The organism is Exiguobacterium sp. s34, assembly GCF_018617435.1.
In the GTDB taxonomy this organism is placed as follows: domain Bacteria; phylum Bacillota; class Bacilli; order Exiguobacteriales; family Exiguobacteriaceae; genus Exiguobacterium; species Exiguobacterium aestuarii.
The window spans coordinates 163,773-178,587 of record NZ_JACSKE010000003.1 but is presented as its reverse complement, the minus strand read 5'-3'; the positions used below and the strand labels follow the sequence as shown (position 1 = coordinate 178,587).

Annotated in this window: 12 protein-coding genes; 3 read left to right on the top strand and 9 right to left on the bottom strand. The window is 47.0% G+C overall.

Translation table 11 applies throughout. The annotated features are described in order from the left end of the window. Positions 1-101: 101 nt before the first annotated feature. From plsY to KNO87_RS07795, 9 genes are all read right to left on the bottom strand, one after another. The gene (gene plsY, locus KNO87_RS07835; protein ID WP_214794823.1) at positions 102-722 is read right to left on the bottom strand and encodes a glycerol-3-phosphate 1-O-acyltransferase PlsY; all 621 of its coding nucleotides are present in this window, start codon (positions 720-722) and stop codon (positions 102-104) included. An 11-nt stretch (positions 723-733) separates the two neighbouring features. Continuing rightward, the gene (locus KNO87_RS07830) at positions 734-1,612 is read right to left on the bottom strand and encodes a M15 family metallopeptidase (protein WP_214794821.1); all 879 of its coding nucleotides are present in this window, start codon (positions 1,610-1,612) and stop codon (positions 734-736) included. A 78-nt stretch (positions 1,613-1,690) separates the two neighbouring features. Next, positions 1,691-2,107, bottom strand: coding sequence for an acyl-CoA thioesterase (locus KNO87_RS07825; RefSeq protein WP_214787769.1), 417 nt, complete (start codon positions 2,105-2,107; stop codon positions 1,691-1,693). Positions 2,108-2,138: 31 nt separating this feature from the next. Then, positions 2,139-4,397 (bottom strand): AAA family ATPase, encoded by a 2,259-nt coding sequence (locus KNO87_RS07820; protein WP_214794819.1) that lies wholly within the window; start codon positions 4,395-4,397, stop codon positions 2,139-2,141. A gap of 56 nt (positions 4,398-4,453) precedes the next feature. Beyond that, positions 4,454-5,131, bottom strand: a complete 678-nt coding sequence (locus KNO87_RS07815) for a hypothetical protein (protein WP_214794818.1) — start codon at positions 5,129-5,131, stop codon at positions 4,454-4,456. Between the two features lie 102 nt (positions 5,132-5,233). Next, positions 5,234-6,799 (bottom strand): BCCT family transporter, encoded by a 1,566-nt coding sequence (locus tag KNO87_RS07810; protein WP_214787760.1) that lies wholly within the window; start codon positions 6,797-6,799, stop codon positions 5,234-5,236. A gap of 125 nt (positions 6,800-6,924) precedes the next feature. Next, complete coding sequence (locus KNO87_RS07805; protein WP_214794816.1) at positions 6,925-7,419, bottom strand: DUF3939 domain-containing protein; 495 nt, start codon at positions 7,417-7,419, stop codon at positions 6,925-6,927. 114 nt (positions 7,420-7,533) lie between these two features. Beyond that, positions 7,534-10,248 (bottom strand): aconitate hydratase AcnA, encoded by a 2,715-nt coding sequence (gene acnA, locus KNO87_RS07800; RefSeq protein ID WP_214794814.1) that lies wholly within the window; start codon positions 10,246-10,248, stop codon positions 7,534-7,536. A 195-nt stretch (positions 10,249-10,443) separates the two neighbouring features. Next, a complete protein-coding gene (locus tag KNO87_RS07795) occupies positions 10,444-12,042 on the bottom strand; it encodes a peptide chain release factor 3 (RefSeq protein ID WP_214794812.1) in 1,599 nt (532 codons plus the stop codon). A 178-nt stretch (positions 12,043-12,220) separates the two neighbouring features. Between KNO87_RS07795 and KNO87_RS07790 the strand changes: the two genes are divergently transcribed. The 3 genes from KNO87_RS07790 (at position 12,221) to KNO87_RS07780 (ending at position 14,792) form a co-directional block, all read left to right on the top strand. Beyond that, the gene (locus KNO87_RS07790; protein ID WP_074033193.1) at positions 12,221-12,652 is read left to right on the top strand and encodes a DUF2621 domain-containing protein; all 432 of its coding nucleotides are present in this window, start codon (positions 12,221-12,223) and stop codon (positions 12,650-12,652) included. A 254-nt stretch (positions 12,653-12,906) separates the two neighbouring features. Then, entirely contained in the window at positions 12,907-13,236 is a 330-nt protein-coding gene (locus KNO87_RS07785) for a DUF485 domain-containing protein (protein ID WP_214794810.1), read from the top strand. Beyond that, on the top strand, positions 13,233-14,792 hold the full coding sequence (locus KNO87_RS07780; RefSeq protein ID WP_214787747.1) for a solute symporter family protein: 1,560 nt from the start codon (positions 13,233-13,235) through the stop codon (positions 14,790-14,792). The genes KNO87_RS07785 and KNO87_RS07780 overlap by 4 nt, the downstream gene beginning before the upstream one ends. Positions 14,793-14,815 lie beyond the last annotated feature (23 nt).

The window sequence follows — 14,815 nt, the reverse complement described above, 5'->3', positions numbered from 1 at the left end:
AGTAAAGAACGAGCAAATCCAACATGTTTTTGTTTCTTCTTTATGTAAATCAACAACAATGCACAAAAAAGGCACGTCTGAATTAGACGCACCTAGATGAATTAAGATTTATGCTTGTTTTGAAAAAGAGGCACTTTCGGTTCATTCCCCGCTCGTATGCGTTGCCAATTGGTGCGATGTTTGATGATGATAAACAAGGCGAGTGGTACGATGACGATCAGCGGCAACCAATCCTTTGTCACTAAACTATACGCTGTGGCCGTCACAAGACCGACTACAGCCGCAGCCATGGAAGAAAGAGAGACCATCCGTGAAATGAGAAGTGTCACAATAAATGTTCCGACGACGACAAAGAAGAACCATGGGAACGCCGCTAAGAGAACGCCACCGCTTGTCGCGACCGATTTTCCACCTTTAAATTTTGCAAAAATCGGATATGAATGTCCAATCACTGCCGGAATTCCCGCAAGTAATAGACTCATCTCACTTCCAAACAAGAGAGGCAGTAGCGCAGCGACCAATCCTTTCCCCATGTCACCAAGCAGAACAAGGATACCAGCCTTTTTACCGAGAACACGGAACGTATTCGTCGTGCCTAGGTTTCCACTCCCATGTTCTCGAACATCTACTCGATAACCGAGCTTACCGATGATGAGCGCAAACGGAATTGCACCGAGTAAATAGCTTAAAATAATTATGATGATTTCTGTCACATATGGCATCGCAATTCCCCTTACTTCATATATTCCTCAATATATCGATCATATGGCTGATTCAATGTATGCACTTCTTTGGCATGTTCAGTCCCAATATAACGTAAGTGCCAAGGTTCATACATATAGCCCGTCTCTTTCTCAAACGCTTTTTGGTAGCGAACGATAAAGCCATACTCGTGTGCATGGTCTGCCAACCATTTTCCTTCAACGGTTTCACCAAGGCTTTGTGTGAGTTGATAATTGACAGAAGCACTTGATACGTCGATTGCAAGACCGGTCTGGTGCTCAGAATGACCAGGTGGTGCGGAATACTTCATCGCTTGCTCCTTACCATCTCGTTCGACGTAAGCATTGAATAGTGTCACTTGATAACCATATGAACGAAAGGCACTCGTTCCTTTTAAATCAATTCCAGCCGCTTTGGCGTCACTCATTAAACTTTCAATCGCACGTGCTGCTTCTTTTCGCATCATCCGTCGCTCACCGACCGCCGAATCGACAAAGTCGATTTTTGCCTCAACCAAGTCGCTCGGTTGATAATTGGCAGGCAACGCAATTTGTTTATTAACGAGAATCAATTCTTCTAGATTTAAGTTTGCCACACCATCCATTTCAATCGGTTGAACAGGTGTTGTCGGTTCTTCCGTTGTTGGTTGTGATGGCTCAGCTGGCTCTTCTTCGACTTCCGGTTCAGATTCCGTCGTCTCCTCGTCTGTCGGAGACTCGGTCTCAACCTTTTCTTGGTCCGAGGTTGGTTCATTTGGCTCTGTTTGTGGTTCATCTATTGTTGATGACTGTGTCGTTGGTTCTTTCGGTTCAACTTGCTCGTTTGTCGTACAACCGGCTAACATGAACGTCAAGGCGCCGCAAACCATCAAGATTGATGGATAACGCATGCGATCTTCCCCTTTCTAGATAACAAAAAGTACCGTCAAGATATGATACCATACTGACGGTACGAAGACAGAAGATTCTTAGACAGGATTCATGACGTTCATATACATGTCATGCCATTTTGGGAATTCCCGATCAAGGCGAATCGGTTTAAAATCTCCCCGTTTGACGACCACATGAGTTGTCTTGGCGGTGCCAACGAGTTCCCCGGCTTGGTTCGTTAACTCGTACCCATAAATCGTTCTGATTTTCGAGTACTGATCAACCCAGACACGGACATGAACCGTATCACCAAATGTGACGCTTCGCTTGTAGTCCATAGAAACGTTCGTCACGGGTGAAACGAATCCTGCCTCTTCCATGTCTTTGTATTCGACACCGAGTTGACGCAACAGTTCGGTGCGAGCTATTTCTAAATAAACTAAATAGTTGGCATGATAGACGATTCCCATCATGTCCGTTTCTTGATATCTTACTGGGATTTGAATCGTGTGCATTGAATCATCCTTCTTTCCTACCAATAGTGTATTATAGTTTACTCTTAATATCTACTACTAATAATTGTTGGAGTGACGTCTCGTTCTCTTCCTCCGACATGAGTCGATATGATTGACGAGCAATTGACTCATCAATGACGGACAAGGCAGTCCGTGCATTCGCGTGTTTGATTTCACCTAATCGTGTCGATAACGCATCCATCGCTTCCTCATCTATGACGTAGCCAAATTGATTTGCGTAGTTCGTTGCGATTTCCACTAACTGTTCTTGCGAATAATCCTCAAAATGAATCGTGCGTTTCATACGACTACTTAATCCTGGATTGGACTCAATCAACCGTCGCATTGGGCCTTCATATCCCGCAAGGACGACAACAAGATTCTCTCCATGTTTTGGCATCTCATCCACAAGTGTATCGATCGCTTCTCTGCCGTAGTCGTTCGCTCCCCCATTCAGGCTATACGCTTCGTCAATGAGCAGTACACCACCGAGTGCGTCACGAATCGCCGCTTTGGTTTTTTGAGCGGTCTGCCCCACATAACCACTGACTAGATCTGCTCGGCTGACGACGTTGACATGCCCACGCTTCAAATAACCTGTACGCTTCAGCATTTGGGCGTACAAATATGCAAAAGTTGTTTTTCCTGTACCACTATTTCCAGTGAGTGTCATATGGAGCTGGACCGGCGCCGTCTTCAAACCGAGCGCTTTACGTTTCTTTTGCACATTTACGAGTGCTTCAATCTCCGCTAACTGTGCTTTAGCTTCTTCCATACCAACCAAATCGTCTAGCGATACTGAGTGTGAATCATCTATCGGTTGATCAAAGTCTTCTTCGTTCAAGAGCGCCATTTCATCTAAAGGAGCATCCGCACCAAAACGAGAACCCTTCTTAAACATCGCATCGAGTAAAATGTTATGAACCGTTCGCGCGTTCCCAAACGTCGAATCGACTCGTTCGCGGTCAATCCGCGTTAGAAGTGCACGTTTCGCCTCTTCCGTTAACACGTAATTGTTTTCCTGTGCCACCTTTTCTCCAATAGCAACTAATTCCTCATCCCGATAGTTTGGTAGCTCATAATGATTTGATTCTGGGAATCGTGAGCGTAAACCTGGGTTTGCGAGTAGGAAATGGCGCATTTCTTCTGGATAACCGGCAAGGATGACGACAAACTTCCCAGCATATTCGCCACTTGTCATCGCTGCGACGAGCGTATCGATTGCCGCTTGTCCGTAATCGCTTCCGCTCGCATCTTGGCGTTTTAACGCGTATGCCTCGTCGATGAACAAAACGCCACCTTCTGCCTCTTTCACCTTATTCATCACTTGTTCTTCCGTTTGCCCGACGTACGCCCCGACGAGGCTCGAGCGATCTGCCTCGACGAGATCCGGACGACTAAGCAAACCAAGCTCGAAATAGATTTCTGCCATAAGTCGAGCAAGCGTCGTCTTCCCGGTCCCAGGATTACCCGTGAACACGAGATGGAGGGAGGGTTGGTGCTTTGATGAGAACCCTGCTTTTTCACGTTCCTTTTGGAAGAGAAGGAAACGATACCACGCCTTTACACGATCTTTTATATCGTCAAGACCGATCATTTCCTCGAGTGATTCGATTGCGCTCGAACGCGTCTCGCTCTTACGCTCCGGCAACAACTGACAGATTGTATCGAGTCGCTCCTTGACGAGCACAACACGTTCACCGAAGCGACGAAACGCTTCTCGACTGAAGTAATTTCCTTGCATCGATGCGAGCAGAGATGCCGTATCATCTTCTAAAGACGCGACCTCCTGCATCGCCTCGATGATGGCTTCAAAGATTTTCTCGAGTTGCCCCCGCCATTCAGAGTCACGTAAATCAGACTTCGCCGCTTCCACCTCATCATGCAGTTGGTCAAGTTGGTCGAGTAACGCAGATGTTTTGGACTCGTACTCTGTCAAAATTTGTACTTTCATCGAGGCATAATCCGCTTCGCGAAGTGTCGGCCAATCGATTTGAAGTGCTTGCTTCGAACGCCGCAATTGCTCATTCAATTGAAATAGACGTAATTCAGGGGGCAACGCATTCATCGACTCCAACTCTTTTACCCAGCGGTTCAATAACGGGTCCATCGATTCCTTCTGCTCGAGTCGATGCGTAGCGAGCAAGGTCAATGAACGAATCAACTCCTCCTCATGTCCAGTCGCACGTGACCAGTGCGCGTAGGATAAGAGCGCCGCCTCATTGATCTTTTCTCCAGCTTCCCAGTTCGTCAAATCCGTTTGAACTTGTTCAACTTGAATTTGTTTCATCCTGTTCTCCCTTTCAGACGACAAGGGAGCCGACATGACGTCTGCTCCCCATCGGATTATCTTGATTCAAAAGATGTCATCCGAATCGAATGGAACAACTTCCCGTTATTCCGCGATTCTGCCGCTAGCAAAATCCGTTCGTTCGCATCAACATAATATGTGACTGTCTCTTTATTCTCTTCTTCACTGAAAATAGATGGATAATTTTCAACCCATTCTTCCGGAACCGTTTCAGCCGATTCAGATTTTACATACGCTTGTGCGGTTCGACCGACCAAGTTCGTCTCACCTTCACTCGATCCGAGCGTGCCATCATCTAACCATTTACGAATCTGTTCGTTCGTGGCACGTGACAAGAACGGATGTGGTGCGACTGCTCCAGAATTGGTCTCTTGTCGCAGGACTTCTTCTCCATCTGGATTAAACTCCAAATACGTCTCTCCGTCCCATTCCGCTTTTGCGCCCACGTTTGGGCCCGTCACGACTTCAGAGACGAAATGTCCGTTTTCATCATACGTGACGAGATATTCTCGTTCTTCGAGTGTTTCTCCTTCTTTCGGAAGTTTACGCTCTTGGTACCCAATTACGACATTCGAGTAGAAAGGCTCAACCTGTTCTGTCTCTTCACCATTCAAATTCATGAGTACGTAAAAATTATAAGCGAGCAATGCTCCGACAATGAGGATGCCGGCCAAAATGACCCAGCTCAACCGTTTTTTTATCTGTTGTTTCATCGCCTATCCTCCTCGTTTCTTCACTTACTATCCTACACTAGCTAAGAGGACAAGCAAAATATTTTTGACTGAAAAAAGGGTCTCGTATGAGACCCTTCCGGATTATCCTAATTTATCTTCATCTTTCTTTTGTGCCTCTAACCATTTATCTCGCTCATCTGGTTCATCGGCCAAGTCTTTGAACAAGGCGACAATCATAAAGACGAGAACGAAGATGAATGGGAAGGCTGCGAGAATTGCTACGGCTTGCAGGGCATCTAGTCCACCTGCGTATAGAAGCACAGCTGCGATTGATGATTGAATGACACCCCACGTCATTTTAATGCCCATCGGAGGAACGAGCTTCCCATTCGATGTGAGCATCCCGAGTACGTATGTCGCAGAGTCGGCAGACGTAATAAAGAATGTCGAGATCAAGAAGATGGCAACAATACTAAGTACTGTCCCAAAACCACCGAACGTATCAAACAATGCGAAGAGTCCGACCTCTGTCCCGATTTCGTTCACTTGACCAATCAAGTCGTATCCACCGAACAAGTCAGCCCAGATTGCTGAACCGCCGAAAACGGAGAACCATAAGAGCCCGAATGATGTTGGGACGAGCAGGATTCCGATGATAAACTCACGAATTGTCCGACCTTTCGATACGCGTGCGATAAATGTTCCGACGAATGGTGACCAAGAAATCCACCAAGCCCAATAGAAAATTGTCCAGCCGTTGATCCATTCACGTTCAACCGGTTCGAACGCAGCTGTACGGAAACTCATACCAGGAAGTTGTTGCAAGTATGTTCCGACGGTTTGTGTGAATAAGTCGAAAATGAATGCTGTCGGTCCGGCGAACATCGTCGCGACGAGTAAAACGATTGCCAAGAAAATGTTCGTATTACTCAAGATACGAATCCCTTTATCAAGGCCGGTAGAAGCACTGATCATATAAAGCACCGTTACGACGGCGATGATGATCAACTGTGTCACGAAGGCGTTCGGCACCCCAGGGATGAGATAATGAAGACCACCGGCAATCTGTTGAGCACCAAAACCGAGTGAAGTCGCCACCCCAAATGCCGTCGCAATGACTGCAAGAATATCGACCGTTTGTTTCACAGGTTTTTCGTAGCGGTTGTGGACGAGCGAACCGATTGTTTCCCCAATCGTCGCAGGGCGTCCTTTTCTGAATGTTGAGTAAGCGATGGCAAGTGCGATCATGGCATAGATTGCCCACGGGTGGAAGCCCCAGTGGAAGAAGGCATAGCGCATCGCTGTCCGTGCGTCTCCTTCAGGTGTCAATGAAGAGAAAGGTGGCGAATGGAAGTGGAGCAATGGCTCTGCTGCTCCCCAGAAGATGAGCCCAATCCCCATTCCCGCACTGAATAACATGGCGAACCATGACATGTAACTAAACTCAGGTCGGTCCGTATCTTTACCAAGACGAATCGAACCGTATCGAGAGAAGATTAAAAAGATGGCAACGAGTAAGAATCCGGTCGCACTTAATAAGTAGAACCAGCCCATCCCGTTCGATAGCCAACCTTGTAACGTGCTCGTCACGTTCAATAAACTAGCATTTCCGAGAAGACTTTCGGGAAATAATCCCCAGATTGTGAATAATCCCGTTATGATTGCAGATATGACGAATACAGGCGTCACACGGCTTTTCCGTTCCATAAAAATCACTCCTATTTAATTTTCTATTTTCATATACGTTTTCCACCCTAACATACTTTTTAAACAAGTCTCAACCCTAACTGTCCATAAATGTGTCATTTACCGCAAAATAGATAGGTGTCTTGTCAAGAAGTCGTCTCTTTTGGTTCAAGTGAGACAATCAACGTTTCATCCACCACATAGTACGGTCTTTTTGGCAATGTCTTAAGGTAGCCGCCATCACGGAGCCGGGTCAAATCTAATTGCAATGCGTCTTGAAATTTACGAAGTGGTAGTTTCTTTTCTTGGTCCATGTAAAGGTCTAGAGCACGTTGCACTTGGTCCATCTCATAAATGACATCACGTTCTTCTTCCGGAACGATATGAAACGTCTCCTTAGACATATAGAAGCGTTGTTTCGGTACCCCGGACAAATGATGTTTCAATCGCTTGGTGTCAATTTCTTGCGTGTCATCGAGTAAGACCGTACGATTGACGCCTTTTGGCAACGTCTGTTCATATTCGTGAATCGCATGACGCAATTCAGGTAAAGTGATGTCGATTTCCCGATCAGGTTCTACCTCTTTTTGCTGTGTCAATCGTTTCCACCAACTCTTGCCCTTATTTTCTTCCCGCACCATAAGCACACCCCTCCCTGTCTTCCTGTTCCCGATTCTTTTAAAACTTTCACCATAAAATCGCATATTCATGAAAAAACCTTCCTTTTTTCAAAGGAAGGTTTGATCAGCGATTGTTTATTTGAGTTTGTTACGGAGAACCATCTGTAAGATTCCACCGTGACGGTAGTAATCAATTTCCACTTCCGAGTCGAAACGAGCGATGACTTTGAACTCTGTCACCGTTCCGTTTTCGTGTGTCGCTTTTGCGTTTAAGATATCGCGTGGACGAACAGACTCATCGACTTGGATATCGATTGCCTCCTCACCAGTCAATCCGAGTGACTCTGCTGATTCACCCTCTAAGAATTGAAGTGGAAGCACACCCATCATGACAAGGTTTGAACGGTGAATCCGCTCGAAACTTTGTGCGATGACCGCACGAATGCCAAGGAGGTTTGTTCCTTTCGCTGCCCAGTCACGAGATGATCCCATTCCGTAGTCGTTTCCAGCAAGGACGACAAGACCAGTACCTTGTTCTTTATACTTCATCGCTGCATCGTACATCGGCATGATCTCACCTGTTGGCCAGTAAGTCGTGAATCCACCTTCTGTACCTGGTGCGACTTGGTTACGGATACGGATGTTTGCAAACGTACCACGCATCATGACTTCATGGTTACCACGGCGTGATCCATATGAGTTGAAGTCGATCGGTTCTACTCCTTTTGAAAGTAGATATTGACCGGCTGGTGTCGTTTTCGAGAACGATCCAGCTGGCGAGATATGGTCAGTCGTGACCGAATCCGCGAACTTCCCGATGACGCGTAATCCATTTAATGCATGCACTTCCCCCGCTTCTGGTTCAAGTTGTTCGAAGAACGGTGGGTTTTGAATGTATGTCGACTCGTCTGAGAAGTCATACAAGTTACCTTCTGGTACGTCAAGCGCGTTCCAGCGTTCGTTACCAGTGAAGACTGTCTCATATTCTTTACGGAACGCTTCTGGTGAAACGACGTCTTGTACGACCATTTTGATTTCATCGTTTGATGGCCAGATGTCTTTGAAGTACACTTCATTTCCATCTTTGTCCGTACCGAACGAATCGTTCATGATGTCGAAGTTAACCGATCCCGCAAGTGCGTAAGCGACGACGAGTGGTGGTGACGCCAAGAAGTTCGCTTTCACGAGCGGGTGAACGCGTCCTTCAAAGTTACGGTTCCCAGAAAGGACAGAAGATACGAGCAAGTCGTTCTCCGTGATTGTTTCTTCGACTTCACGGTCAAGTGGACCCGAGTTTCCGATACATGTCGTACAGCCGTAACCGACTGTGTTGAAGCCGAGTTCGTCCAAGTAAGAAGTCAAGCCTGCTTTGTCGAGATAGTCCGTTACGACTTTCGAACCTGGTGCGAGTGATGTCTTCACGTATTTCGGAACAGTCAAGCCGCGCTCTACCGCTTTCTTCGCAACGAGTCCAGCACCGACCATAACGTAAGGGTTTGACGTGTTCGTACAGCTCGTGATCGCAGCAATCGCGACATCTCCCGTGCTCATGTCGACTGCTCCATCTTCATAGTTGACAGTTGCCTTCTTCTCGAGTTCCGAGCGGTCAAGTCCGAAACCACTGTTCCCAGCAGGAGCGCTTAAACTATCGATGAACGACGTTTGAACGTCTGAGAGGTTGATTCGGTCTTGCGGACGTTTCGGACCTGCAAGTGAAGGTTGAACTTTCGACAAGTCGAGCGTCAACACTTTCGTGAACGTCGGATCAGCTTGATCTGGCGTGTAGAAGAGGTCATTTGCTTTTGAGTATTCTTCAACGAGTGAAATCAATTCTTCAGAACGGCCGGTTGTACGCATATAGTTCAATGTTTCCGTATCGACTGGGAAGAATCCACATGTCGCACCGTATTCTGGAGCCATGTTTGCGATTGTCGCACGGTCTGAGAGTGGCATCGTGTGAAGCGATGGGCCGAAGAATTCAACGAATTTGCCGACAACTTTTTCATGACGGAGCATCTCTGTCACGACGAGGGCAACGTCTGTCGCTGTCACGCCTGGATTGACTTCACCGATGATTTTAACACCGACGACTTCTGGTACTGGGAAGTATGACGGTTGGCCGAGCATACTCGCTTCCGCCTCGATTCCTCCTACTCCCCAACCAAGGACACCAAGTCCGTTGATCATCGTTGTATGCGAATCTGTCCCGACGAGTGAATCCGGATACGCAACCGTACCTGCTGCATCGTCTTTCTCAAGGACGACAGATGCCAAGTACTCCAAGTTTACTTGGTGAACGATACCCGTTGCTGGTGGCACGGCACGGTAGTTGTCGAATGCCGTCTGAGCCCAACGTAAGAACTTATACCGCTCTTCGTTACGTTCGAATTCGATATCCATGTTTTTCATCAATGCGCCTGCAAATCCGTACGCATCTACTTGAACAGAGTGGTCGACGACGAGATCGACAGGGATTTCTGGGTTGATTTTGTTCGGGTCTCCACCTAGGTCCGCCATCGCTTTACGAAGTGACGCGAGATCTACGACTGTCGGTACACCTGTGAAATCTTGAAGTACGACTCGTGCCGGCTTGAACGGTACGTCAATGTCTTTCGAGACGTCGGCAGTACCCCATTTTGCCAAGTTCTCGACATGTTCTTTTGTAATCGCGCGACCGTCTTGTTGACGGAGTACCGATTCGAGAAGAACGCGAATCGAGTAAGGTAAACGACTGATGTTCGTTAACCCTTCTTCTTCTAACTTTTTCAATCGATAAAAATCATACGATTGCCCGTTCGCCTCGAACGTTGTCCGAGATGCGAAGGCGTCTAAAACATTCGTCTGTTCCATTGCAATTTCCCCCTTTTTGAAAGCGCCGACCACACGACAATGCGTAATCGCTTACTTTTCACATATTTATCATAATACAAGTATAGCGTGACGTAAAATACATTCCGTCACAAATTAGTCATAAGTAAAACTTATCAATTCATTCAGAAAGGGATAAACGACAAAAAAACACCTCAAAACTGAGGTGTTTACAAATTATTCTTCTGTTCCAATCTCTTCGTTGACATCAAGTGCCTCGACGAGCGTCAAATCGTCTGCATGACGTTCAGCGAACCGCTCATACGTGAACTCGTTCGCGAAAAGGAAAACTGGACGTTCCCAACGGTCTGTAACGAGCATGTTCCGTGAGTCCTGGAAAGGTTTCAACGCTTTCAATTCCTTGTCCTTTACCCAACGTGCAACGCTGTACGATACAGGTTCCATCCGGATGTCTACGCCATATTCATTGTTCAAACGATATTCAAACACTTCGAACTGGAGTTGGCCGACCGCACCGAGATAAATCTCATTGTATTCGTTGCGATAAACTTGGATTGCCCCTTCTTGCGCGAGTTGCTCTACACCTTTGTGGAAGTGTTTCGACTTGAGCGAGTTGACAGGCGACACACGCATAAACAACTCAGGTGGGAAAGTCGGCAATGCTTCAAAGGCGATCTTTTGCTTCGATGTCGTGATCGTATCCCCGATTTGATACGTACCTGAGTCATAGATCCCGATGACATCTCCTGCGAACGCTTGGTCGACCGTTTCACGATCGTTGGCCATCAGTTGTGTAGACTGGCTCAATTTGATTTTCTTACCAGTCCGGGTAAGCGTGACGTCCATTCCACGCTCGAACACACCTGAACAGATGCGGACGAATGCAATCCGGTCACGGTGAGCCGGGTTCATGTTGGCTTGAATCTTAAAGACGAACCCACTGAAGTCTTCTGATGTCGGATTGATTGGGCCTACGTTCGATTTACGGGCTTCTGGAGCTGGAGACATCTCCAAATAATGGTTCAAGAACGCAGTCACACCGAAGTCAACGAGTGCCGTCCCGAAGAATACAGGCGTCAACTTACCGCTCTGAATCGCCTCTACATCAATCTCGTTCCCCGCTCCGTTGAGAAGGTCAATCTCATCGCGAAGATTCGTCAAGTTTTCTTCAGAGAGATGATCAGCGAGCACCGGGTCGTTTACCCCGTCCTCACTTAATTGAAGGGTTGACTTGTCTCCGCGGAACAAATGAACTTCATTTTTCATCCGATCATAGACCCCTTCGAACTGCATCCCACTCCCGATCGGCCATGTGATGGCAACGGAAGGCATGCCGAGTACTTCCTCAAGTTCTTCCATCAATTCGAGCGGGTCTTTTGCCTGACGGTCCAATTTGTTCATGAACGTAAAGATTGGAATACCGCGCATCCGACACACTTGGAAAAGTTTTTTCGTCTGCGTCTCGATCCCTTTAGCTGCATCGATGACCATGACCGCGCTGTCGACCGATGTCAATACGCGGTATGTGTCTTCACCAAAGTCATTGTGACCTGGTGTATCCATGATTGATACGACTTTATCTTGATAGATGAATTGCATGACAGACGATGTAACCGAGATTCCACGCTGCTTCTCAATTTCCATCCAGTCTGACTTCGCATGTTTTGAATTTTTACGCGCTTTGACGGTACCGGCTTCACGAATCGCGCCACCGTGCAAAAGTAATTTCTCTGTTAATGTCGTCTTACCCGCATCCGGGTGAGAGATGATCCCGAATATTCGGCGTCTCTCGACTTCTTGTTTCAATTGGCTCATATGTGATAGACCTTTCCTTTCTCGACTCACTTCATGCTTATTCTCGTAGCAACGCTATCTATTCTAACGAAATCGGTTGAGTTCGTCTATCCTAACGAGACGTGCTCCTTTTGCAAATGGATTCTTTTTTGTATACTAACGATGATAGCAAGTGAATGTATAGAACGGGGGAAAGACGATGCCAGAAAACTTGATGATGTATTTCATTGTATTCTGGGGATTCGTCATGATTGGACTCATGACGATTGGCGGATACTTCATGTTTCGTAAGTTTTTAAAACGAATGCCGAAAGAAGACGGACGTTCCCTTCTAGACATTGAAGACGACTATATAGAGAGAACACGACACCTATGGACGCCAGAGACACGGACGTTATTAGACCGACTCGTCTCACCGGTTCCAGAACTGTTTCGTGACGTCGCCATCCGAAAAATCGCTGGTAAGATCGGCCAGTTTGCGCTCGAATCGCGCGCGAAGAAAATGACGACCGAACTCGTGGTGAAAGGGTATATTGCCGCAACGCCGAAACGAGACCATAAGTTTTTAAAGAAAGCACTAGCCGAGGAACAAATCGACTGGACGCCTTACGAGCACTATTTTCAGCAATAGACTCTATCCGACCTGGGTAGAGTTTTTTATTTGTCGAATTGTGCTTTTTGCCTATTGGGTCAAAAGTACCTTTTCTCAAACTATTTACTTTTCAAACATAACGTTCAATTTTTAGACAATATTGAAAACGCTTACAATAAATTGGTATGACCAATATTACAATAATGTTGAAGGATTCGACATGAAAAAAAGGCATGACTCCTCTCATTTTTACATCGCATAATGGATTTATCTTACAGCTTAGGAGGGATTTTATGCATGACGTGACGCAAGTTGCACAAACGACCAGTAGTCATTCCGCTCAGTCGATCACAGAGCACGAAACGTTCCATCGATTGATGCGTGAAAAAAATCGATTCATCGTTCCAGCTATCATCTTCTCACTCATTTTTTATTTCACACTCCCCGTTTTAACAAGTTATACGACCATTTTGAATATGCCACTTGTCGGAGACATCACTTGGGCATGGGCGTTCGCCTTCTCCCAATTTATTATGACGTGGACATTATGCGTACTCTATAGTCGACGTGCCCGCCGGTTTGATGCACTCGTGAGACAATTGAAAGAAGAGGTGAAATCATGAACTGGACAGCGATTGCCCTTTTTACTGCCATTGTCGGCCTCACCCTTGTCATTACATACTTCGCAGCAAGAAAAACGAAAACCGCCAGTGATTTCTACACGGCTGATGGTGGGTTGACTGGTTTCCAAAACGGTCTCGCGATTGCAGGCGACTATATGTCTGCCGCTTCTTTCTTAGGGATTGCAGGTATGATTGCGCTAGCTGGATTTGATGGCTTTTTCTATTCCATCGGATTCCTCGTGGCTTATCTCGTCGTCCTCTATCTCGTCGCGGAGCCGCTCCGCAACCTTGGAAAGTATACGATGGCCGATATGATCGCAGCACGCTTCAACAAACCACGCGTGCGTGGCGTCGCGGCGATGAATGCGATTGTCATCTCCATCTTTTATATGATTGCCCAGCTCGTAGGTGCTGGGGCTTTGATCGAGCTGTTGCTCGGTATCCCATATACGACGAGTGTCGTCGTTGTCGGTATATTGATGACGGTCTATGTCGTGTTCGGCGGTATGACAGCGACATCATGGGTACAGATCACAAAAGCCGTCTTATTGATGATTGGTACGGCCATCATCTCGTTCCTCGTATTCGCACGGTTTGATTTCTCGATCACAACAATGTTCAATGAAGTGAGCAAAGCGACACCGCTTGGTAGTGACTTTCTGAACCCAGGAAACAAGTTCAAGCTCCCGCTCGATACGATTTCGTTAAATATGGCGCTTGTTCTTGGTACAGCTGGTCTCCCACACATTTTGATTCGCTTCTTCACCGTCAAAGATGCACCGACCGCGAGACAGTCGGTAGTGTATGCGACATGGATCATCGGTGCCTTCTATATTTTGACAATCTTTTTAGGTTTCGGGGCAGCAGCTTTCGTTGGACGTGATGCCATTCTCGCTGCGAACCCTGCAGGTAACATGGCCGCTCCTCTCCTCGCGCAAGTACTCGGTGGCGATCTCTTGTTCGCTTTCGTAGCAGCAATCGCATTTGCGACTATTCTTGCCGTCGTCGCCGGGCTCGTTTTATCGGCCGCTTCTGCTTTTGCTCATGACTTCTATGGTCATATCATTCGTAAAGGGGAAGCAACAGAGAAGGAGCAAGTGAAAGCCGCTCGTATCGCCTCTGTTGCAGTCGCCCTCGTCTCGATGGGACTTGCATTCTTTGCTCAATCGATGAACGTGGCGTTTCTCGTATCACTCGCATTTGCTGTTGCGGCAAGTGCGAACTTACCGGTCATTCTCTTCACGATCTTCTGGAGACGGTTCAATACTGGTGGAGCAATCTGGGGAATGGTCGTCGGGTTGTTCTCTTCTTTAATCTTGGTCGCACTTAGTCCGAACCTTTGGGCACCAGACGGCTCAGCCATTTTCATTGGAGAAGCGCTCTTCCCACTCTCGAACCCAGGAATCGTCTCGATTCCACTCGGGTTCATTGCAGCCATCATCGGTACGCTCGTCACGAAGTCCGATGAAGTTGCAGGAAACTACGAACGTATTCTCGTCAAAGCAAACACAGGAATCGATGCGGAGACGGAAGTGGCCGTCACAAAAGAATCGTAAATAAAAATGGAGTGGCCATGAGC